Annotated in this window: 15 protein-coding genes; 6 read left to right on the top strand and 9 right to left on the bottom strand. The window is 62.2% G+C overall.

The window, feature by feature from the left end; all coding sequences use genetic code 11:
• Positions 1-14: 14 nt before the first annotated feature.
• The 3 genes from HHA01_RS02725 to HHA01_RS02715 form a co-directional block, all read right to left on the bottom strand.
• The gene (locus HHA01_RS02725) at positions 15-791 is read right to left on the bottom strand and encodes a substrate-binding periplasmic protein (RefSeq protein ID WP_170214821.1); all 777 of its coding nucleotides are present in this window, start codon (positions 789-791) and stop codon (positions 15-17) included.
• 70 nt (positions 792-861) lie between these two features.
• On the bottom strand, positions 862-3,081 hold the full coding sequence (locus HHA01_RS02720) for a GGDEF/EAL domain-containing response regulator (protein WP_141317566.1): 2,220 nt from the start codon (positions 3,079-3,081) through the stop codon (positions 862-864).
• A 3-nt stretch (positions 3,082-3,084) separates the two neighbouring features.
• Positions 3,085-4,668: a sensor histidine kinase gene (locus tag HHA01_RS02715; protein ID WP_141317565.1), complete on the bottom strand. Its 1,584-nt coding sequence runs from the start codon at positions 4,666-4,668 to the stop codon at positions 3,085-3,087.
• Between the two features lie 335 nt (positions 4,669-5,003).
• Here HHA01_RS02715 and HHA01_RS02710 point away from each other — a divergent pair, with 335 nt between their 5' ends.
• Positions 5,004-6,869, top strand: coding sequence for a putative bifunctional diguanylate cyclase/phosphodiesterase (locus tag HHA01_RS02710; RefSeq protein WP_141317564.1), 1,866 nt, complete (start codon positions 5,004-5,006; stop codon positions 6,867-6,869).
• An 18-nt stretch (positions 6,870-6,887) separates the two neighbouring features.
• Here the strand turns inward: HHA01_RS02710 and HHA01_RS02705 are convergent, their stop codons facing one another.
• The 3 genes from HHA01_RS02705 to HHA01_RS02695 all read right to left on the bottom strand — a co-directional run bounded on the left by HHA01_RS02705 (position 6,888) and on the right by HHA01_RS02695 (position 9,745).
• Complete coding sequence (locus HHA01_RS02705; protein ID WP_141317563.1) at positions 6,888-7,973, bottom strand: helix-turn-helix transcriptional regulator; 1,086 nt, start codon at positions 7,971-7,973, stop codon at positions 6,888-6,890.
• Between the two features lie 138 nt (positions 7,974-8,111).
• Complete coding sequence (locus HHA01_RS02700; protein ID WP_170214820.1) at positions 8,112-9,365, bottom strand: trypsin-like serine peptidase; 1,254 nt, start codon at positions 9,363-9,365, stop codon at positions 8,112-8,114.
• Between the two features lie 59 nt (positions 9,366-9,424).
• Positions 9,425-9,745 (bottom strand): hypothetical protein, encoded by a 321-nt coding sequence (locus HHA01_RS02695; RefSeq protein WP_141317561.1) that lies wholly within the window; start codon positions 9,743-9,745, stop codon positions 9,425-9,427.
• Between the two features lie 153 nt (positions 9,746-9,898).
• On the opposite strand from HHA01_RS02695, the gene HHA01_RS02690 reads away from it, so the two are divergent.
• A complete protein-coding gene (locus tag HHA01_RS02690; RefSeq protein ID WP_141317560.1) occupies positions 9,899-10,312 on the top strand; it encodes a GNAT family N-acetyltransferase in 414 nt (137 codons plus the stop codon).
• Positions 10,313-10,450: 138 nt separating this feature from the next.
• Here the strand turns inward: HHA01_RS02690 and HHA01_RS02685 are convergent, their stop codons facing one another.
• The 3 genes from HHA01_RS02685 to HHA01_RS02675 form a co-directional block, all read right to left on the bottom strand.
• Positions 10,451-12,586 (bottom strand): PhoX family protein, encoded by a 2,136-nt coding sequence (locus tag HHA01_RS02685; RefSeq protein ID WP_141317559.1) that lies wholly within the window; start codon positions 12,584-12,586, stop codon positions 10,451-10,453.
• Between the two features lie 161 nt (positions 12,587-12,747).
• A complete protein-coding gene (gene cobA, locus HHA01_RS02680; protein WP_141317558.1) occupies positions 12,748-13,671 on the bottom strand; it encodes a uroporphyrinogen-III C-methyltransferase in 924 nt (307 codons plus the stop codon).
• Complete coding sequence (locus HHA01_RS02675; protein WP_141317557.1) at positions 13,634-16,375, bottom strand: nitrate reductase; 2,742 nt, start codon at positions 16,373-16,375, stop codon at positions 13,634-13,636. Before HHA01_RS02675 ends, cobA begins: the two co-directional genes overlap by 38 nt.
• Positions 16,376-16,844: 469 nt before the next feature.
• On the opposite strand from HHA01_RS02675, the gene HHA01_RS02670 reads away from it, so the two are divergent.
• From HHA01_RS02670 to nirB, 4 genes are all read left to right on the top strand, one after another.
• Positions 16,845-17,438, top strand: coding sequence for an ANTAR domain-containing response regulator (locus tag HHA01_RS02670; RefSeq protein WP_141317556.1), 594 nt, complete (start codon positions 16,845-16,847; stop codon positions 17,436-17,438).
• Positions 17,435-18,448: a CmpA/NrtA family ABC transporter substrate-binding protein gene (locus HHA01_RS02665; RefSeq protein ID WP_141317555.1), complete on the top strand. Its 1,014-nt coding sequence runs from the start codon at positions 17,435-17,437 to the stop codon at positions 18,446-18,448. The genes HHA01_RS02670 and HHA01_RS02665 overlap by 4 nt, the downstream gene beginning before the upstream one ends.
• 282 nt (positions 18,449-18,730) lie before the next feature.
• Positions 18,731-20,038, top strand: coding sequence for an NAD(P)/FAD-dependent oxidoreductase (locus tag HHA01_RS02660; protein WP_141317554.1), 1,308 nt, complete (start codon positions 18,731-18,733; stop codon positions 20,036-20,038).
• Positions 20,035-22,539 (top strand): nitrite reductase large subunit NirB, encoded by a 2,505-nt coding sequence (gene nirB / locus HHA01_RS02655; protein WP_141317553.1) that lies wholly within the window; start codon positions 20,035-20,037, stop codon positions 22,537-22,539. Before HHA01_RS02660 ends, nirB begins: the two co-directional genes overlap by 4 nt.
• The last annotated feature ends 4 nt before the right edge of the window (positions 22,540-22,543 follow it).

Raw genomic sequence — 22,543 nt, 5'->3', positions numbered from 1 at the left:
GTCACGGAGTCCACTCATTCCCGGTGCCAGTCCGCGACATTATAACGTTCCAGGAAAGTCGCAAGTTCGCCGGACTCGAGCAGGCGGCGAATCCCCTGGGTCCAGAGCCGGGCGTAGTGAGCGGTGTTCGGCTGTTCCTTCGTGAAGGCCAGATGCAATGTCGTGGCCGAAGGGTTCTTGCCGGCCAGGCGCAGCTTGTCCTCGAGCCCCGACTGCACGATGGTGTAATTGGCCACGGCACTGTTATCCATGGTGATTTCGAGGCGACCGTTGGCCACCATCTTCAGGTTGCGTTCGAGGGCCGTTGGACCGCGGTTGGTGTTGATCTTGTCGGGTCGCCGGGCAATGTAGGCATCCAACGCGTGAAAGTATGAATAACCGCCGATGACCCCGATCGCCTTGCCCTTCAGCGAGTCGACGCCGTCATACTGCCAGTTGCTGTCGGTCCGGGTATAGAAGGCAACCTGATAGAGTCCCATGGGCTCGCGTGGCTTGATCATCTGCCGACCTTCGGGTTCCTCGCTGACCGAGATGACCGCCGTCACGTCACCATCCATGCCGGCCTGCAGTGCCCGTTGCCAGGGCAGGGTCTTGTAGACCACCTCGTGCCCCGCCTTCTCGAAGATATGCCGTGCCAGTTCCACCACGTACCCCGGCTTGTCGCTGCCCGGCTCGCAGTTGTAGGGGCACCATTCATCGGAAGCGATCACGATCCTGTCGGCATGAGCTCCGCCGGCCGAGGGGAGCAGCAGGCCCGTCAGCAACGCCAGGATGACTCGAGTGCAGCGCATGATGACCTCCAGGGGATTTGCCAGGGTACTACGGACACGCCGACGGCTGAGGTTGGCGTGCTCCATCCATTCACAGCTGCCGACCGCCGAGAAACTGTCTCAGTTCTTCGGCCGGGCACGGCTTGGTGAAGAGAAAGCCCTGCAACTTGTTGGCCCCCAGATCGGTGAGCAGCCGCCGCTGCTCTTCCGTTTCCACGCCTTCTGCTACGACATCCATCCCCAGCTTGGCCCCGATGGCGATTACCGACCCCACGACCGCGGCGGCTTCAGTGTCCTCATCCATGTTCATGACGAAGCTGCGATCGATCTTGAGGCCATCCACCGGGAGCTTGCCGAGGTAACTCAGCGAGGAATAGCCGGTACCGAAGTCGTCGATGTAGATACGCGCCCCACGCTCGCGCAACCAGCGCAGCAGGGCCAGGGTTTCATCATCGTTGTCGAGAAAGAGGTTCTCGGTCACTTCGATGTTCAACAGCGCCGGGTCCAGACCGCTCTCCGACAGCCCCTTTTCGATATCGACGTAGATCCGCGGCGTGTGAATCTGGGCCGGTGACAGGTTGACGTTGAGCCGATGCGGCGAACCGGAATCCATGACCATGACATGCTGACGCATGGCCTCACGCAGTACCCAGGCACCGATCTCCACAATCATGCCATTGGCTTCGGCGGCATCGATCATTTTGTCGGTGCGCAATGGGGTGCCATCCGGCCCAATAAAACGGATCAGCGCTTCGGCGGCCGTCGTCACGCCACTCTGGGTATCGACCACGGGATGAAACACCATTCGGGTCTCGGTTTCCCCTGAGGTGCGCGTAAGCATGGAGGCCAGGCGCAGGCGCTCGCTGGCGATCGCTTGCAGTTCCGGCTGAAACAGCTTTGCCCTGCCGTGGCCCTGCCGTCGCAGTTCATTGAGCGCAATGGCAGCGTAACGGGCAAGCTCACGCGGGTCATCACCGTCGATGCCCTGGCGGGCGAGCCCCAGGCGACCGCGCACCATCAGGCTGGCATCATCCAGCTCGATGGGCTCATGAAATATCTCATCGATGCGGGCGATGAGCTCATGAGGGTCAAGATCCGCATCAAGCTCGAATAGAATGGCAAATTCATCGCTCTCCCGGCGTGCCACCGTGATGACTTCCTCCAGCTCCGTAGCCAGACGCTCACCGATCTTCTGCATCATTCGTTCGGTGCGTTCCTCCCCCAGTCCATGCGCGATTTCCCGCGAGCGATAGACATCGAAAAGCCCCAGCATCAGAGGGCGCTCTTCATCACGAGCCGTCTCGAACGACTTGCAGAATGCACTGAAACTGGGCAAGCCGGTGGCGGGGTCCGTGAACGCCAGGGTGTGAACTTCTTCGAACAGGGTGGCGTTGTCGTAGGCCACAGAGGCATTCATCGTGAATAGCCGCAGCAGTTGATTCGCATCGTCCTCGGCGATGCGTTCGGGCGGCGCCTTGAGAAAGACGGCCCCTTGGGTGCCCGCGCCGGTGATCAGAGCGAGCGCCATGCCGGTGCGCTCCCAGAGCGTCTCCCCCTGCTCGATGCAGCGGCGGATGAGATCGGCACACTCTTGATCCGGCAGCTCATCGATGAGCCGACCGGTATACGACTCAAGCGCCCCACCGGCCGCCAGAACGCGATTGAGCGACTGCTGGGAGCCCCTGGACTGATCCACGACACACACCATGCCGTCGAGTTCGACGTCCAGCAGCGCACTGAGTTGCTGGAGAATCGCATTAGCGAATTCGTCCAGAGCCTGCCGAGAATACAGGGTCTTAAGGCTGTTGATCAGTCGCTCCAGGCCATGACGGTTGCGCTCGAGCGCTTCCAACTGGCGATAGCCGCGAAAGGCGCAGATCAGTGCCGTGGTCAGCTTGGTGTGGGACAGCTCGGTCTTGTCCTTGTAGTCATCGATTTCGTAACGGTCGATCACCTCCGCCTCGGGCGCATAACCGGGCTGGCCCGTCCTTAGAATGATACGCACCAGATTGTTGCCGTGGGTCTCGCGAAGCCACTGCACCAGAACGAGTCCGGCGTCCTCGGTTTCCATGACCACATCGACCAGCGCCACTGCAATATCGGCGTGTTCCTCGAACAGCCCCCGCGCTTCCTCGGCAGAATACGCATGGAGAAACTGCAAGCCCCGACTCTCGAACGTCAGCTGTTGCAGAGCCAGCCGGGTAGTGTCGTGCACGTCCTTGACGTCATCGACAATGAGGACTTTCCAGGGCACTCCTGTGCCCTGACTCGGCTGGGCAGACGTGTCGTCGGCGAGAAAATCGAGGGACATGCGTTATTCCTCCCTGGTGGAATCGGGTTCAGCCGCGATGGGCGCATTGATCGGCAGCACAATGGTAAAGACGCTGCCCTCGCCGGGATGGGATTCGACATCGATGCGCCCGCCCATGACCTGGGTGACCAGGCGATGGACGATGGACATGCCGAGACCCGATCCACCTGCCCCCAGCTTGGTGGTAAAGAAGGGCTCGAAGATCTTTTTCAAATGGGCGTCCGGGATACCCTGGCCATCGTCCCGCACCTGAATCCGTACCTGGTCATCGTCGGTGGCCGCGCTGGTGATCAGCACACGGCCAGTGTCTCGCCCGTCGAAGCCATGACGCACGGCGTTGTCACACAGATTGGTGATCACCTGACCCAGCGGCCCCGGATAGCCGTCAATGCTCAACCCGACCGTCAGGTCGGTTTCCACCCGATAGGGCGTTTTCTTCATGGATGGCTGCAGCGTGGCCAGAGTTTCCTCGATGACCTCATTCAGCGCGAACTGCCGACGGTTCTCGCTCTGGCGGTCGACGGCGACCTGCTTGAAATTGCCCACCAGCTCACGGGCCCGCCCCAGGGTGGAGGTAATGATATCGCTGGCTTCGCGCGTGCTGGCCAGGGTGTCTTCCAGCCGGCTCTTGGTCAGGGTGCCCTCGGCGAGCTCGCGCTCGGCCGCGCGTACCGTCTCACTCGCCGTCGATGCCGCAGTGAGGCCATTGCCGATGGGCGTGTTGAGCTCATGCGCGACGCCCGCGACCAGAGCCCCCAGGGCTGCCAGCTTCTCGTTGCGCACGATTTCATCCTGTGCGGCTTCGAGCTGCCGGGTGCGCTCGGCCACCTTGTCTTCCAGGCTCGCCTTGTACTCCTCCAGCTCCTGCCAATCGCGACGGTGATCGCGGAGTTGATCATTGATGGCGCGTTCGAGCTGCTGAAATTCCAGCGCGCCACCGCCGGGGCCGTCGCTGATACGAAGCTCAGGCCCAGTGGTCAACAGATCGGAGCGTAGGACGAAATCGGTGAGCCCGCGCAACGGGGTGTTCACCAGGCGCCGAAAGGTCCAGCGCACCAACAGGTAGATGACGATGATCAAACCGATGAATATCGCACCCTGCACAAGCAGCAAGTGTTCGATGCGTGCCTGGACGGCAGCCCGATCGAGCCTGGCACTCAGTTGCCCGATCAGCAGCTCCTTGCCTTCGAAGTTCGTCTCGCGAATTGCCATTTCAAAATCCGCGGTCGCGGTATCGAAGGCAGTGCCCAGGGTTTCGCCGTCACTGGTGCGTACCTGAATGGCACCGATTTCGGGTATGCCCTCGAGACCGCCGACCAGCTGACGCAGGGAGGTATAGTCGTACTTCCAGAGCGTGCTGGTAAGGGTCGGCCTTGCGGCTTCGAGGGATGCCCGGGCCGTCGCCTCAGCGCGCTCCAGGGAAGAGGTGTACAACCAGATAGCCGAGACGATGGCAAACACCAGACTCCCCAGGGTGATGACCACCACCACCAGGGCGGCAAAGCGCGTGGCGAGGCGCTGCATCAGTCGGTTGCGGCCTGCCCGGGTGTCGCTATCCGCCCCGCCCTGAGCTACTGCATCAGTCATTGCAGCTCTCCTTACTCATGTCGCCATCAACCCGAAGCCCGCGGTTGACTCGCATGACCGTCATCAAACGCAAGCAGCCGGCAACAGGCGAAGCCGGTAGAACCGAATACCGCAACACCATCAGTTGAGAAAACTTTAATAAAGGATAGTGAGAGAGTTGAGTATTCCGCAAACTGGTGAGTAAGACACTGGCAGCGCCATCACCACAGCAACCATCCTGGCCGCCCACCACCCGACTGCCCTTTGCCAACATGAGCAGCCGGGCCAATCGCATTGGACAGGCTGACACAAGACGGCCATGCTGGATGAGAACGCTTCATGCTCGGCGCGGGACCATGAATGAGACAAGGCGGTTTACCGCATTTCACCAGGCGTTGTTGAAGCTCTGCCACGACCCGGGCTTCATCGGCCACGGGCGTGCTGCCAAACTGGCTGACCTAACCCAGCTGTGCAGTGAGCTTCTGGACATCCATCGGGTCAGTGTCTGGCGGCTTGATCAACAAGCCGATGCCATCGAATGCGAAGTACTCTACGCCCGAGGCACAGGCCACGATCACAGCCGTATGCGGCTGGAACGCCACCTCAACCCGGCCTACTTCGATGCCCTCCTCGAAGCCCGTGTCATCGATGCCAGCGATGCACGTCAGGATCCTCGTACGCGAGACTTCAAAGACGGCTACCTGAGTACGCTGGGCATTCATTCCATGCTCGACGCTCCGGTTTTCGACGTCGGCTGGCTCAGTGGCGTGATCTGCCTGGAGGCGCTGCAACACCGAAGCTGGACCTTGCCGGAGATTTCACTGGCCACCGCCATCGCCGACACGATCAGCCTGATCAACACCTATGAGGCCTGGTGCCAGTCGCAGCAACAACTCGATTACATCACCCATTTCGACAGGTTGACCGGCCTGCCCAATATGGTCTCGATTCACGAGCGCCTCCATCGACTGGCCTGCGAACAGGAAGCCTTCGCCCTTTTCTGGCTGGACCTGGACCGCCTCAAGACGATCAATCACGGTATCGGCCAACTGGAAGGCGACCAAGTCATCGTCGAGATTGCCAATCGGCTGCGTAACCTGTCCCTGCCCGGCAAGGACCGCATCGCGCGTACCGGTGGCGACGAATTCATCCTGCTGGTTCGCCAGCCCACCGATACCGATCAGTTGCAGGACCTTGCCACCTATTTGCTGGACTGTGTCCGACAGCCCATCCAACTGCATGGACAAGTCGACATCGCCAGCGATCCTGCTGGGTTACGCGATCAGGAAGTGAGCGTCTCCGCCAGTGTCGGCATCTGTCTCTACCCGGCGCACGGCAAGGACCCGGCGAGCCTGCTCAAGCACGCCGAAGCGGCCATGTATCATGCCAAGGAGTGCGGTAGAGGGCAGGTACAATTCTTCAACAGCTCGCTCAACGACGATGCACGCTCGAGCTTCCTGCTCGAGGCTCAACTGCGCTCGGCGATCCGCAATGGCGAACTGGACGTCCACTATCAGCCCATCATCCGAACCAGCGACGGTGCTATCCACCAGCTCGAAGCGCTGGTCCGCTGGGATCATCCCGAGCACGGCATGCTGCAACCCGCCCACTTTCTCGAACTGGCTCGCTCGGTCGGCTTGATGGCCGAACTGGGTTCGGCCGTCCTGCACCGCGCTTGCCAGCATCTGCGCCAGGCAGAGCACGCCGGCGTGGTATTGCCGCGCGTGACCGTCAACCTGGCACCGGAACAACTGCTCGATCCCCGCCTCCCGGAACACTTCAAGGCCATCTACACCAGCCATGGCATCTCCGGGGACAACTTCGATTTCGAATTGACCGAAGATGTCATCACGGGGGATTCGGAGGTTCTTCAATCGGTGCTCCGGCGGCTGGTGTCCCAGGGAGCACGGCTATCGATCGATGACTTCGGTACCGGCTACTCATCACTGGCGCGCCTCAAGCAACTACCCTTCGACAAGCTGAAGATCGATTGCTCCTTCATTCAGGACATTCCGGACGACGCCGACGACTGTGCCATCACCCTGTCCATCCTGGGGCTGGCCCACGGCCTGGACCTGGCAGTGGTCGCCGAAGGTGTGGAAACGCAGGAGCACGAGCAATGGCTGACCGACCGAGGCTGTGATTACCTGCAGGGCTATTTCTACAGTAAGCCGGTGCCCATGCAGAGTCTGCTGAGAGACCTCGCGCGTCGCGCGGGATGAGTGTCGACGCCTCCCTTGTCAGGAAGCGCCAAAAAGCTTGCGAATAATGCCTTCACGACTATTGGTCCGGGTCTTTCTGTACAGACTCTTGATTTGGGTACGTACCGTTTCTTCCGAACGCCGCGCCTGTTGGGCAATTTCGGATACTGAATAGCCATTGGCAATCCCCCGGAGAGATCGGATCTCGGCTCGTGTCAGGCCATAGAAAGTCGAAAAATGCGTGATATTGAATTCCTTATTCGTGCCTTGTCCCTCTTCCAGGATGGCGACAACAGTAGGCCCTTCAAAGTAGCTTGAGATATCGTTTTTCTCGATCAGAATCAGGCTAATCTTGAGCTCTCCCACATAGTGAGCCACCAATTTGCTGCCCGTATACCATCTGTCCAACATGCCTTGAAGTGATTGTTGCATATCCGAAGATTTGAACCTCAAGCTTCCCAAGGCGGTAAATCCAACGGCTTCACTCCCCTCGATCAACTGCTCCGCCTTTTCCGACATAGCCTTGACATGCATATACTCGCCGATGACAACCACGCCTTTATTGATTGCATCAAAAATCGCACCGTTGAAATCACCAAGAGTGAGACCAAGCCCGGCTTCTCTATAAAACCTGGATGCACGCTGAAGATGAGGTGCCAAGCGGGTTAATCGTTGAGCCACTCGATGCTTCTCGTCAATATCAAGAGCATCGGATAGCAGAGCAAGCACGAACATGAATTGATGACTATGTTCAATCGTCATGGAAACGCGGCCCGGCATCTCATGCGGCAACAAAAAGTCATTATAGAACTCTGTGGCCTTTAGCGCTCTCTCGTTGATCAGCTCGATATCGGGTGTTCCTCTTCCCGGCATCATGGCAGCCGCCGGAGACATGAATGGATTGACACTTGCATAATAAGCAGCGTAATCATTCAGGGTAGAGCTTTCCACTCCATGTGCGATGGGTATATAGCCCCTTTGCATGACCTCATCATGCAGAACCAACACGGCTTTTCCGTTCGCAGCGCTATTGGCAAGGTACCGCATGAAATCCTGCCAGGTCGCTTCACCCAGCATGGCCGCGTAGATCAGCTCTATCGCTTTCCCTTCATCATAACCTTCCATGGATCCCACCCACTTCTCGACCCCAATAGCTGAAGCCAGAAGTTTTAAAAACCCAACTCCATTATAAACCAGGAAACCAGTAACCGCCCCTCAAAGTTTAAAACCTCCAACAATCATGACTAACACACCCCGTATTAATTATATCGACAGCCTGTCCAGCAATGATGGATCACCCGATCCCGGGTTGGCCTCGACGATAGCTCGATAAATATTTCTCCCCACCCCCAAATACGCCACTTTGGTTTGACTGTCGGTTCGGTCAGGCGCAACCAACTTACTTGAACTCAAAACCCCTACGGACCCTATGCGACTGCCTTTCAGTGAACCCTTCGAAACTGTTATAACTGGACCCCCACTATTCCCTCGATAAACTTCACAGTTGGTCATGATTACCACATCATCATCCTCGAACGAAGTAACGTCATTAATAGAACACCCATAGTCTATCCTCTTCAAAAAACCGTTATTCAGATCACCCGAATACCCCATATTAAAAACCACCTGCCCGTTGACCAGAGGTCCAGAATGCAAGGGAAGATAACTACCTGAACTATACTTGGTAACTACAAACGCGACATCATAAGTAATACACCCACCTCCCTTGTTTCTTAATTCGCACTCATAATTATTTTCATAAAGCGGATGTTCTATTGTTTGTACGGCTGGATTTATATACGACCCCCCCGTCATAAAGTCTTCGCCGGAATCGAGAACTTCATGGGCAACCACGACTTTCTCTCCGTCATCTATGCAATGTGCAGCCGTGGCAACTACTCTTGGCTGTATAAAAAAACCCGTACACCGACCCTGACCAGCCAGTACTTTTACCACACTTTCGGATATTGGATGGTCAGAAATCACAGCAGCACGCCAAACATCCTGATCCACTGGGCGAACACGAGAATCTATAACTTCTCTCTGGGACTGATTTATTTCACTATCAATCATATTATTAAATTTCAAAATCGTTTGAATTCCTTTCGACATTGAATCATTAATCATATTCATCTGTTGTTGGCTAGCTCCTTGACTGGCATCTCCAGCTGCAACGGCCAAACCAACCCCCGCCACCAGAGCAAAGGCATCATTAATACCTCTTTGCCACTTCGCACGACTACTGGCCTTCTTGATATGTTCTTCGACTCCAGCAGCGAGGATCCGTGTTGACCTATGAAAACTGGACTTTGCCACCCCTCCCTTTCCTTGGGTTATGGCCTCAAAACCTTTATTACCATACTGCTTTGACTCTTTGACATAACTATAATCCGCCTTGGAAGCGCACCCCGAAATAAGAACCACCACCAATAAAGCGGAAAACATCGGCAAAAAATATCGATAAAACACATAACTAAAAGTTTTACTAAAAAAAACCAGCCTCGCGATAACAGACATCATTTTTCTCCATTATTCTTATAGACAACCTCACCTTCAGCCGTCATAACGAACGATGCTCAGCTCTCAGCCAATCGACACTCCAGGGCTCGGCTAAGCTCCTCCTCCAGCTTCTTGGCCATTTGCCCGGAACTGTAGAGCTGCTGTATCTCATTTCCAGCAACTCCTTGATTCATGGATTTCCTGAGCTCACCAAGCCATTTGTCATATTCATCTATTTGGGCCCTGGAAAGTTTAAGAAGCTCCCTGGCATTGCCGGTTTCAGCTATCATCCCATCGACACTTGCACCATTGCTCAATGTCTGAGCACACTGCCCATAAGAAAAGGATGAAAAAATCACCATGCTTACCAACACCACCGCCTTGAGGGTAATATTCATAACCGCCTCCCGTTTCTTCTCCGACCTTCTTCGCATCAGGACAGACCATGTTAATATTGCAATTATCCCTGACACTCTGCAGGTAAGCATGTAACCAACTCAGGGTTTCGCCATCACCCGTGTGGGTGAATTTCATTCGGCCAGGTTTGCTATATGACACCGAGAAAGTACACCGCAGACGATGAGCCTCGGGTCGCAGCCCTGTGGCGATCCAGCTTTCCCGACTATCAGGGCTATAACGCCCCCGAGGCCGTACTACGCGCCAAGCGACTGCTGGATGATTACATCTACGTCATCGAGGACGGCGGGGAGATTATTGCCACCTGCATGATCGGCTACGATGGCCATCGTGGTTGGCTGTACTCGCTTGCCGTGGCGGATACACGACAGGGGGAAGGTCTCGGCAGGCGCATGGTCGAGTTCGCCGTGGAGCGACTGCGCGAGCTCGGCTGCGTCAAGGTCAACCTGCAGATTCGAGGCGGCAACGAGGGGGTCGCCGAGTTCTATCGCTCACTCGGCTTCGCGACAGAAGACCGCATCAGCATGGGGCTCCAGTTATCCGGTTGAGCCCATCCCCGGGCAGGCCACTACACGCAAAACCGATCTGGACCCTTCCACAAAAAACCCTCGGCGAGTACCGAGGGCTTGTGTATTGCTGGCCGAGAGCCCGGCCAGCGAGCCGGGACACTCGGTGAAGTCTGCAAGTTAAACGCCGATCTTGCCGCCGTCTTCACGCTGGATGACGACCGTGGAAGCCCGCGGACGCACCGTGCCGTCGGTTTCGACGGTGGCGTCATCCACGGAGGGCCAGTTGCCCGGGTGCTGAATGTTGATGAACATCGCGGTCTTGTCGGGCGTAAAGGCCACACCGGTTACCTCGCAGTCATTGGGTCCCACGGCGAAGCGCTTGAGCTGCTCCTGGTCGCTGCCATCAATCACGGCGGCGTCGCCCTCGGCATAATCGACACTCTGCGGCACCACCGCCAGCACCTGGTTGTTGGTGTAATCCGCCACCCCGGGATATCCATTGTCGGTCTGGATCCACAGGATGCCCTGCTCGTCCTCGCGGTCGTCATAAAACAGGCCGTCCGGACTGGCGAACTGGTTTTGCTCGGTCAGGCCCGAGAAGTTGTCGGCATCGCCGACAGCGGCCCCGAAAACAAAGACCTGCCAGTCGAAGCGGGTCGCGGTATCGCCCTCGCGCCAGCGGATGACCTGACCGGCACCGTTATCGGCGCGCGGATTGGCCGCATTGGTCGGCGCGGTACCATAGCCGACCCCCATATCCTCGATGGCTGCACCGTCGTTGGTAAAGGTCGGTGCTGTCCCCTCGACGGTACGGTCAGAGTTATTGGTCAGCGTCATGTAGACGTCGCCAGAAGCCGGATCCACCGCGCCCCACTCCGGGCGGTCCATGGGCGTGGCGCCCATCAGGTCGGCGGCATCACAGGTGTGGATGATCACGCCGGCCAGGTCATCGGCCGCCAGGTTCAGCGCCTGTGCAAGAGTCCGCCCATCCTGGGTGGTCGCATCCGGGGTCAGCGGCAGCCACTCACCGCTGCCATCGGCATTGAAGCGGGCGGCATAGAGCGTGCCCTTGTCCATGTATTTGGCGCCGATCGCCAGGCGGTCATAGTTGGCACCGGGACGGTTGGCATCGGCCGGATCCCAGACCGCCTCGGAAACGAATTTGTAGATGTATTCGTTACGCGAATCGTGACCGGAGTAGAACACCACCGGTTCGCCCTCGACCAGCTTGCCCGGCCAGCAACCTTCGTGACGGAAGCGGCCCAGGGCCGTGCGCTTGACCGCCTTCTCGCCAGTATAAGGGTCGATCTCGACGATATAACCGAAGGTGCGCGGCTCGTTGCGATAATCCTGGGTGGCACTATCGCCGCGCGGCGTGGCATTGAAACGCGCGAACTCGTCGTTCTGCTCGCTGTCATCGCCGGCCGCGGTTTCCCAACCGTAACGGCCGCGACCTTCGGAAATGCCGATGCGATTGTCATCCATCTCGCGACCGGCATCCTTGATGAAGTACCCCGGCCAGTTTTCTTCACAGGTCAGGTAGGTGCCCCAGGGCGTGTAGCCATTGGCACAGTTATTGTTGGTGCCGCGAGTGTTGGTGCCATTCGGCGAATACTGGGTCTTGACGTAATCACTGCCGGCGATCGGGCCGCTCAACACCATGTCGGTGGCACTGGTGTAGCGACGGTTATAGCTCGAGTCGGCCACGGGGTGCCAGTGACCATCGCCATCTTTCTTGAGCTCGACCACGGTCACGCCATGCGCATTGATTTCCGTGCGCACTTCATCGGCCGGCCGCTTGCCGCCCTCGTCCATGCCGGTCGGACCACCCTGGGGCGCCCAGAGGGCCTTTTGGTCGATGTACTCGTTATTCAGGGCCAGCAGCATATGGCGCGAGGCGGTGGCCTCGTCCAGGGGGAAGTTGTGCATGCCATCGTGGTGCATGCCGACACTGTTGGCCTGAATCTCCGGCGTGATATGGCGCTCGGCACTCCAGGACGGTGCCTTGCTGTTGAGTGGCGTACCCCAGGGAATGAGCACCTGGGCGGTGTAGCCGGCCGGCACCACGACGGCATCCGTCATCGCGCCGCGCACGGCATCGAAGGCCAGGGCAAGCGGGGTTTTCGCGCCGGCGGCGGACTCACTGGCACTGGCCGAGCCCAGCAGCCCGAAGCCGCCCAGCATGGTCATGGCCGCCATGCCGAGACCACCCTGCATGACACGACGACGCGAGACATGCTTTTCGAGCACCGAGGAAAAGGGCTCATTGCTGCTCGGGTTCAACAGGCGATGGTCTTCGATTTCCTTGCTCATACAGATCTCCTCATCATTCCAGGGGTCACGTGGTCTATCACTCGGCTGACAGTTCTACGTACTCAGCAACGGTCAATCAGACTCGATACACCAAGCCTGATGCCCTTTGGTGACAACTCCATGACATCGCGGAATGCGAATACCATCGCCCGAGGGCAACGTCACGGCGCCGCGCACGTTGGCAGCTTTCCCATGACCTCCGCCGTCGCCCGACGGCACTGCACCACGCTGCCGACGATGATCAGACACGGCGACGGCAGCGGCTGAGCGGCCAGGCGATCCGGCATATCGGCCAGGCTGCCGACCAGCGCCTGCTGCGCCGGAAGGCTGGCATTGGCCACCAGCATGACCGGCCAGTCATCGGGTAACCCGGCCCCGCGCAAGCCACTGCAGATCGACTCAACATGCGCCAGCCCCATGTAGAACACCAGGGTCTCGTCGCGGCGCGCCAGCGCGGACCAGTTAGGCTCGCCATCCTCACGACACTGCTGAGCGGTAATCAGCCGAAGCTGCTGGGCGTGGCCACGATCGGTGAGCGGAATGCCCATGCTCGCGCAGGCCGCCGAGGCGGCCGTGATGCCGGGCACGATCTCGCTGTGAATACCGGCCGCATCCAGGGTGGCCAACTCCTCGCCCATGCGCCCGAACACACCGGGGTCGCCACCCTTCAAGCGAACGACGCGCTTGCCCTCACCGGCGAGTCGCACCAGCAGCGCGCCGATCTCGGCCTGGGCCACGCTGTGCTGCCCCCGCGCCTTGCCCACATAGTAGCGTTCGCGGCCCGCCGGGATCAGCGCCAGGATATCGTCGCCCACCAGACGGTCATAGACCACGGCATCGGCCGCGTGCAGCCACCGGGCGGCCTTGAGGGTCAACAGCTCGACATCGCCACTACCGGCCCCGACCAGCGCGACGCACCCGGCCCGCTGGCCGAGACGCCGACGAGCCGGCGCCTCGGGTCGACGCGCCGCCCGTCCTGGCCACCAGGCAACGGCCAGACGCGCCAGCCCTGCCAACCAGTGGGCCGACAGGGGGCGCCACGCGATATCAAACCGGTTCGACATCAGGGGTGGGATGAAACGCATGGGCCCGCTCCTCTTCGATGAGTGACTTCAGCTCGGGAATGCAGCTGCCGCATTGGGTGCCGCAGGCCAACCGGGCGCCCAATGCCTCGACACTGGCGTCGCCTGCGTGGATCGCCGACGCGATGGCGCCCCGTCCGACCTGATGACAGCTGCATACCAGAGGGCCATCGTCGGCGGCGCCGTCCTCGCAGGCCGCCAGAATGCGGCGTCGCTGATCCGCTTGCAGGGCGGAGCCCTCGGCCGCTTCGGTGAAGCGTGCATCGAGCCAGGCCAGGCCGGGCAATTCGGTGGGTGGACCGACCATCAGCCACCAGCGCAGCCGACCGACTTCGATGCCCGCGGCACGCAGTCGCCCGTCGGCCGGGTCGTCGCACCACAGCGAGGTCGCCACCGGCAGGATTTCGTCCAGCCAAGCCCACCAATCACGCCCGGCGCTGGTCGGCTCCCCCGCCAGTTGCCAGCGCTCGGCATGGCGCATGGGAACCCGCGCCCAATAGGCGGTCTCTCGGCACACGTCAACGACCTTTTGCAGGTCATCGGCGACCACCAGGGTGGCCTGCCAGGCAGACGGCAGGGCCGCCAGTGACACGGCGCCATGCTTGGACTCGGGTTGGCCGGACAGCGGGTCAACGTGCGCGGCCAACAGGTCGCCGGCCACCGCCGAGGCGCTGAAGCGATCACTCCAGTGAATCGGCACGAACACCTCGCCCCTGCGCTGCGCCGGCGAAAGACGCACACGCCCCCGATATTCGCCGCCCTCCCCCTCGAGTTGCGCCAGCGCCTGATCTTCCAGCCCCAGCGCCCGGGCATCCTCGGGATGCACCTCGATGAACGGCTCGGCGCGGTGGTTCATCAGGCGAGATGCACGGGCGGTGCGCGACATGGTGTGCCACTGGTCGCGCACCCGGCCGGTATTGAGGCGGCAATGGCGGCGTTCATCGAGCGCCTGCAGCGGGCCTCGCGGCGCGACCGGCAGGAGACGCGCGTGACCGTCCGGCGTGGCGAAGTGGCCATCCTCGAACAGTCGCGGCGTGCCCTGCGGAGCCCGGGCCGTCACCGGCCACTGGATGGGCGCCAGGGCGTCATAAGCGTCACGCTCGAGATCGGCCAGCGCCGAGATATCGAAGCAACGCCGCCCCTCTCCGGCATTCTCGAAGCCGGAAAGGCGCGCATGCTCGGCAAAGATCTCGGCCGGATGCGTATAGCCGAAGGCCTCGCCGAAGCCCAGGCGCTGCGCCACCGTGCTGATGATCCACCAGTCATGACGCGCCTCGCCCGGCGGCGCCATCAGGCCACGCTGACGCGAGATGCAGCGCTCGGAGTTGGTCACGGTGCCGTCCTTCTCCGACCAGCCGGAAGCCGGCAGCACGATATCGGCCACCTCCAGCAGATCGGTATCGGCCATGCACTCCGAGACGATCACCAGCGGGCACTGGGCCAGAGCCGCGCGCACCCGCCGCGCGTCCGGCAGGCTGACGACGGGATTGGTGGCCATGATCCACACGGCGCGGACCTCACCGCGCTCGATGGCCGCGAACAGCTCCACGGCCTTGTGGCCCGGTGCTTCCGGGAGACGGGGAACGAGCGACGCGGTGCTCCAGAAGCGTGTTACCCGCTCCACGGCCCCGGGGCTGTCATAGTCCATGTGGGCGGCCAGTTGATTGGCCAGCCCGCCTACCTCACGGCCGCCCATGGCATTGGGCTGACCGGTGATGGAAAAGGGCCCGGCACCAGGCAGGCCGATCTTGCCGCCGGCCAGATGACAATTGATGATCGCCTGGCACTTGTCGGTACCGCTGCTCGACTGGTTGATGCCCTGGGAGTACAGCGTCACCACATGCAGTTGGCTGGCAAACCAGTAGAAGAAGGTTTCCAGGCGTTCGGGATCGACATCACAGTCGGCGGCGATGGCCTCGAGGGACACGTCATCCCGCCGCGCCTCGTCCAGTGTCGCGTCGAGCCCCCGGGTATGACGCTCGAGATAGACCCTGTCCAGCTTGCCGCGCTCGGCCATCCAGGCCAGCAGGCCGGTGAACAGGCGCGCATCGCTGCCGGGGCGCACGCCCAGATAGAGATCGGCCAGTTCACAGGTATCGGTGATGCGCGGATCGATGACCACCACGCGCAACAGCGGATTGCGCGTCTTGGCGGCACGCAGCCGCTGGAAGAGCACCGGGTGATTCCAGGCCAGATTGGAGCCCACCAGCACCACCAGCTCGGCGTCTTCCAGATCCTCGTAGTTGCAGGGCACGGCATCCGCGCCCAGCGAGCGCTTGTAAGCGGCCACGGCCGACGCCATGCAGAGTCGCGAATTGGTGTCCAGGTGCGGCGTGCCGAGAAACCCCTTGAACAGCTTGTTGGCGACGTAATAGTCCTCGGTGAGCAACTGCCCGGACAGATAACCGGCCACGGCCTCGGGGCCATGTGCATCGCGGGTCGTCGCCAGCCGTGTCGCCACTGCCTCCAGGGCGGTATCCCAGTCGACGTCCACGCCATCCAGCCGCGGTCGTGTCAGTCGTCCGTGCTCGCCCAGGGTCTCGTGCAGCGCCGAGCCCTTGACGCAGAGGCGGCCGAAATTGGCCGGATGCTCGGCGTCACCCTCGACGGCGATGATTCGCCCCTCCTGCATCTCGGCGCGCACGCCGCAGCCCACCCCGCAGTAGGGGCAGGTGGTGCGGGTATCTGGCGATGCGGCTCTGGCCATGCGTCTTTCCTCCCGTCGATGACGACTGCCGAAACGACGACGCCCACCGCCTCACGGCAGTCGGAACTGCGGAGAAGCGGCGGGCGTCATTGCCGTGAATGGATCGGCATCGACCCATTCGACTCACCCATTGACCTAGCAAGCGCCATGCCAGAAACGCCAGAGGCCGCCATGGCGCCTCGGCTGGTCGGCCGCGCTGACGCTGGACCCGCGGATGCTGCACAGGACGAACGCATGGCGACGCCGGCAACGCACCACCAGGGTGCAGCAAACTGGCCCGGCGGGACCGGGCGTCATGGCTTACCGCTCTCTCCCCGGCAGCCTGGCGGATGACGCCAGCATCAGGACAGCCGTGCCCCGGATGGCCAATGCCCCCACGCGACCGCCCTCGTGGAAGCAAGCAGGACGACACCTGGAACACTTATTGCACGTTCTCTCCGCCACCGACCTCCTGCAAAGAGCCATCCCTATGCCGCAAGCCTTGAAAGTCCTGCTGGTCGACGACGAGCTCGTCCGTGCCGCCATGGTCGAAGAGGCCCTGGCCAACGAGGGCCACGAGGTCATCTGTCGCCTGCAGGCTCCGACCAGCCTCAACGAGATGGTCGCCCGGCACCAGCCGGATGTGGTGATCATCGACATGGAATCCCCCGACCGCGACACCCTCGACAGCATGTCGCTGCTCAACCGCGAGAACCCTCGCCCAGTGGTGTTCTTCGCCGACCAGCACGACCCCGACACCATGCAGGCCGCGCTCAAGTCGGGCGTCAGTGCCTATGTGGTCGACGGCCTGGTGCCGGGCCGGGTCAAGGCGGTCATGGAAGTCGCCATCGCGCGCTTCGAGTCCTTCCAGTCGATGCGCCGCGAGCTGGACCAGGCGCGTACCCAGCTGGCCGAGCGCAAGCGCATCGAGCGCGCCAAGGGCCTGTTGATGAAGCACCAGGACTGCGACGAGCCTCAGGCCTATCGCATGCTGCGCAAGCTGGCCATGGATCGTGGTCAGCGCATCGGCGATGTGGCCAACAACGTGATCGACATCCTCGAACAACTGGAGAAGGGACGATGAGCGCGCCTGAACTCGAACGAATGACGCTGGGATTCATCCCCCTGATCGACGCGGCCCTGCCGATCATCGCCCGCGAAGCCGGCTTTTTCACCGCAGAAGGCATCGAGGTAACCCTCTCTCGCGAAAACGCCTGGTCGACCCTGCGCGACAAGCTCGCCAGTGGCCTGCTCGACAGTGCCCACCTGCTGTCGCCCATGCCGCTGGCCATGAGCCTGGGCCTGTCGCGCGCCCCCTGCGAAACCCTGGCCCCGCTCATCCTGGGGCGCGGCGGCAATACCATCGTGCTGTCGCGACGCTGGTCGCAAGGCATGCACGCCATCGCGGAAGACCGGGACCCACGCTGTAATGCCCAAGCCTTCGCCGCGCGCCTGGCGGATCACCATGGCGAGCCACCCCGGCTGGCGATGGTCTACCCCTACTCCTGCCAGCACTATCAACTGCGCGAGTGGCTGGCCAGTGGCGATATCGACATCCAGCGCCGAATCCAGCTCAGCGTCATGCCGCCGCAACGCATGGTCGAAGCGATGGCAAACGGCGCCATCGACGGCTTCTGCGTCGGCGAACCCTGGGGCAGCCTGGCCCAGCATCGCGATCTCGGGAGCATCGTCGCCAGTGGAGCCCAGTGCTGGCCGGGACACCCGGAAAAGGTGCTGGGCGTCACGGCCGCCTGGGCGCTGCGCTACCCTGCCACCCTGGCCGCCCTGATTCGCGCGCTGCACAAGGCCGGCCAGTGGCTCGCCGCCTCGCCGGACAACGCCCGGCGCGCCCTCGACTGGCTGGCACTGCCGCCCTATCTGGATCGCAGCGTCGCTCATCTTGCCGCCCTGGCACCGCCCACCGCCCCGGCCTGGCAGAACCTGATCGGCGACCCGCGCCCGAGTGCCGAGATCATGTCGCATGTCGCCGAGCATCTCGACCAGCACATGCACGAGTCGGGCCGTGCGCTGGACATGCACACCCTCTCGACCTGCTACAGCCCGGCGCATTTCGATGCCGCCACGCACCAGTGATGTGCAAGGCGATCGCGACAGGCCGCTGATGATGCCCGCGCTCTACAAGGTACTCCACTGATTTCAAGGATGTCTTTGGGCACTGGCACGAAATCTGAAAGGTAAACAGAAAGCATCCTGCTGGCGAGATATGCCGAGCCCTGCTCGACGCTTGCCAGCACACGGTGATCAACGGCGATCGCCGGCGCTTCCACATCTGCGCTCCAGACAAAGGCGTCTCAGCGTTTCCCGGCGACGGGAAAGGCGGGGCGCCTTTTTCATGCGTTTCACGGAGGTTGTGATATGCGACCCGATGCCACATCGGACAGCGCTGCCATCGATCACCTGGTGATCATCGGCAACGGCATGGCGGCCCACCGCCTGGCCATGACGCTGAGCGACAAGCCAGGCGCCCCGCGCCGCATCACCCTGATCGGCGAAGAACCGGGCGCCGCCTACAACCGCATCCTGCTGTCGCCCTGGCTGGCCGGCGAAATGAACGACGAGGCCCTGGCGTTGCCCGCCCATCCATCACGCAGCACGACCGGCACGAGCCTCGTGACCCGACTCGGCGAGCGCGTCACCGCCATCGACCGGGACGCGCGCCGCATCACCACCAGCCGCGGCGCGACCCTCGATTACGAGCGCCTGGTACTGGCCACGGGATCGAGTTCCGCGTTGCCGTCGGTGCCCGGGGTACAACTCGACGGCGTGCATGGTTTCCGCGACATGGCCGATGCCGAGAGCCTGGCCCGAGCCGCCGCACAGGGAGGCCGCGCCGTGGTGATCGGCGGTGGCCTGCTGGGCCTGGAAGCCGCCGAGGGCCTGCGCAAGCGCGGCATGCAAGTGCGTGTGATCCAGCGCAGCTCGCGCCTGATGAATCGCCAGCTCGACGCCACCGCGGCCGGCCTGCTGCAAGACGAACTCGAGGCACGCGGCCTGGCGGTCATCACCGACGCCCAGCTGAGCGAACTGGAAGACAACGGCCAGGGCCGGATCCAGGCCGTGCAGCTGAGCGACGGCACTCGCTTGCCCGCCGAGCATGTAGTGCTCGCGATCGGCATCGCGCCCAATGTCGAGCCGGGCCGTAGCGCCGGGCTGGCCTGTGATCGCGCCATCCGCGTCGACGAATACCTGACCACCTCCGACCCGGCGATTCACGCCCTGGGCGAATGCTGCCAGTTCGGCTCGAGCACCTACGGGCTGGTCGAACCCATCTGGCAGCAGGTCGAGGTGCTTGCCGCCCGGCTGGCCGGCGAGCCGACCACGGGCTTCCGCGACCGGCCAAGCGCCACCAAGCTCAAGATCAGCGGCGTCTCGCTGTACGCCTTCGGGCCCATCGAGGCTGGCCCGGAGCACGACGTCCTCACCTACCACGACCCCGAACAGGGCGAGTATCGGCGCCTGCTGATGCTGGGCGGGCGTCTCGACGCTGCCGTGCTCTACGGCGATACCGCCATGGGCCCCTGGCTGTTCGCCCGCTCTCAGGATGCCACCGACTTCGGCGAGGCACGTCGCGCCCTGCTGCTCGGCCCGGCCGATACCCAGACGCTGCTCGACGACGCCCCCGCCACTTCCGACACCGACGCTTTCGACCAGGAGGCCGCATGAAGACCACTGACGACACTCCACAGGACCTGATCATCATCGGCAACGGCATGGTCGGCCACCACCTGGTCGAGCAACTCGTCGAGCGTGGTGCGCATCGCCATCAGCGCATCCGCGTCTTCGGTGAAGAGCGCCACCTGGCCTATGACCGCGTGCACCTCTCCGAATACTTCAAGGGACGCGATGCCGCCGACCTGGCCCTGTCCACCGCCGACTACTACGCCGCGCACGACATCGCGTTGCATCTCGACGAGGCCGTCACCACCATCGATCGCGACGCCCGCGAGCTGATTACGCCGCAGGGGCGCTACGCCTACGACCACCTGGTCCTGGCCACCGGTTCCTATCCGTTCGTGCCCCCGATTCCCGGTAGCGAGCGGGAGGGCTGCCTGGTCTACCGCACCCTGGATGACCTCGACGCCATCCGCGAGGCCGCCGGCCGCGCCAATACGGGCGTGGTGGTCGGTGGCGGACTGCTCGGCCTGGAGGCCGCCAATGCGCTTCGCGAGCTGGAGCTCGACACCGCCGTGGTCGAGTTCGCCCCGCGCCTGATGCCCATGCAGGTCGATAGCGAAGGCGGCGAGCTGTTGCGTGAAAAGATCGAGGCACTGGGCGTTCAGGTGCTCACCGACCGGGCCACACAGCATATCGAAGCCGGCGAGACCAGCCGCCACCGCATGGTGTTTCAGGACGACAAGCTGCTGGAGACCGACCTGATCGTCTTCTCGGCGGGCATCCGCCCGCGCGACCAGTTGGCTCGGGATGCCGGCCTTGAGATCGGCGAACGCGGCGGCGTGGTCATCGATGATCACTGCCTGAGCAGCGATCCGGCGATTCTCGCCGTCGGCGAGGTGGCCCTGTGGCGCGGCAGCATCTTCGGCCTGGTGGCGCCCGGCTACCAGATGGCCAAGGCCGCCGCCGACACCCTGTGCGGCGGTGAACTGAGCTTCCAGGGTGCCGACCTGAGCACCAAGCTCAAGCTGCTCGGCGTGGATGTCGGCGCCATCGGCGATGCCCACGGCGATCGCTCGCCGGGCGCACGGCAGTTCCGCTACTGTGACCAGCTCAAGCAGGAATATCGCAAGCTGGTCGTCTCCAGCGACGGCAGGAAGCTGCTCGGCGCCATGCTGGTGGGCGACAACGCCAGCTACGACAGCCTGATGCAGTACTACGCCAATGGTCTCGAACTGCCCGAGGACCCGGCCTCGCTGATTCTGCCCAGCGTCGAGGGCGCGCCGACGCTGGGGCCGGATGCCCTGCCCGAGACCGCCTCGATCTGTTCCTGCCACAACGTCACCAAGGGCACCATCTGCGAGGCCATCGACGCGGGCTGCGACGACCTGGGCGCGGTCAAGGATGCCACCCAGGCCAGTACCGGCTGCGGTGGCTGCGCGGCGCTGCTCAAGAGCGTAGTCGACAGCGAACTGGAAGCACGCGGTGTCGAGGTCGACCAGTCGATCTGCGAACACTTCGCGCATACCCGCCAGGAGCTCTATTCGATCGTCAGGGTCGAGGGCATCAAGACTTTCAGCGAGCTGATCGACAGGCACGGTCAGGGCCTCGGCTGCGACATCTGCAAGCCGGCGGTGGCCTCGATTCTGGCCTCCTGCTTCAACGAGCCGATCACCGACGCCGCCCATGTGCCGCTGCAGGACACCAATGACACCTTCATGGCCAACATGCAGAAAAACGGCACCTACTCGGTCGTGCCGCGCGTGCCCGGCGGTGAGATCACGCCCGACAAGCTGATCGTGCTGGGTCGGGTCGGCGAGAAATACGGCCTCTACACCAAGATCACCGGTGGTCAGCGCATCGATCTGTTCGGCGCCCGCCTGGAGGATCTGCCCAACATCTGGGGCGAACTACTCGAAGCCGGCTTCGAGACCGGCCACGCCTACGCCAAGTCGCTGCGTACGGTGAAGTCCTGCGTCGGCAGCACCTGGTGTCGCTACGGCGTGCAGGACAGCGTCGGCATGGCGATCCATCTCGAGAATCGCTACAAGGGGCTGCGCTCGCCGCACAAGCTGAAGTTCGCCGTTTCCGGCTGCACCCGGGAGTGCGCCGAGGCACAGAGCAAGGACGTCGGCGTGATCGCCACCGAGCACGGCTGGAACCTGTATGTCTGCGGCAACGGCGGCATGCGTCCGCGCCACGCCGAGCTGTTCGCCACCGACCTGGATGACGACACCCTGATCCGCTATATCGACCGCTTCCTGATGTTCTACGTGCGCACCGCCGACCGGCTGCAGCGCACCTCGGTGTGGCGCGAGAACCTCGAAGGCGGCCTCGACTATCTCAAGGCAGTGGTGATCGACGACAGCCTGGGGCTCGGCGACGAGCTCGAACATCAGATGCAGACGGTAATCGACAACTACGAATGCGAGTGGGCCGACGCCCTCTCGGAACCCGACAAGCTCAAGCGCTTCCGCAGCTTCGTCAACGACGAACGGCCGGATCCGGACATCATCGTGACAGAGGAGCGCGGCCAGCTCAGACCTGCTTGAACGA

Source organism: Halomonas halmophila, assembly GCF_006540005.1.
Lineage (GTDB): Bacteria > Pseudomonadota > Gammaproteobacteria > Pseudomonadales > Halomonadaceae > Halomonas > Halomonas halmophila.
The sequence above is the reverse complement of the archived record's forward strand: the minus strand, read 5'-3'. Positions and strand labels throughout refer to the sequence as shown.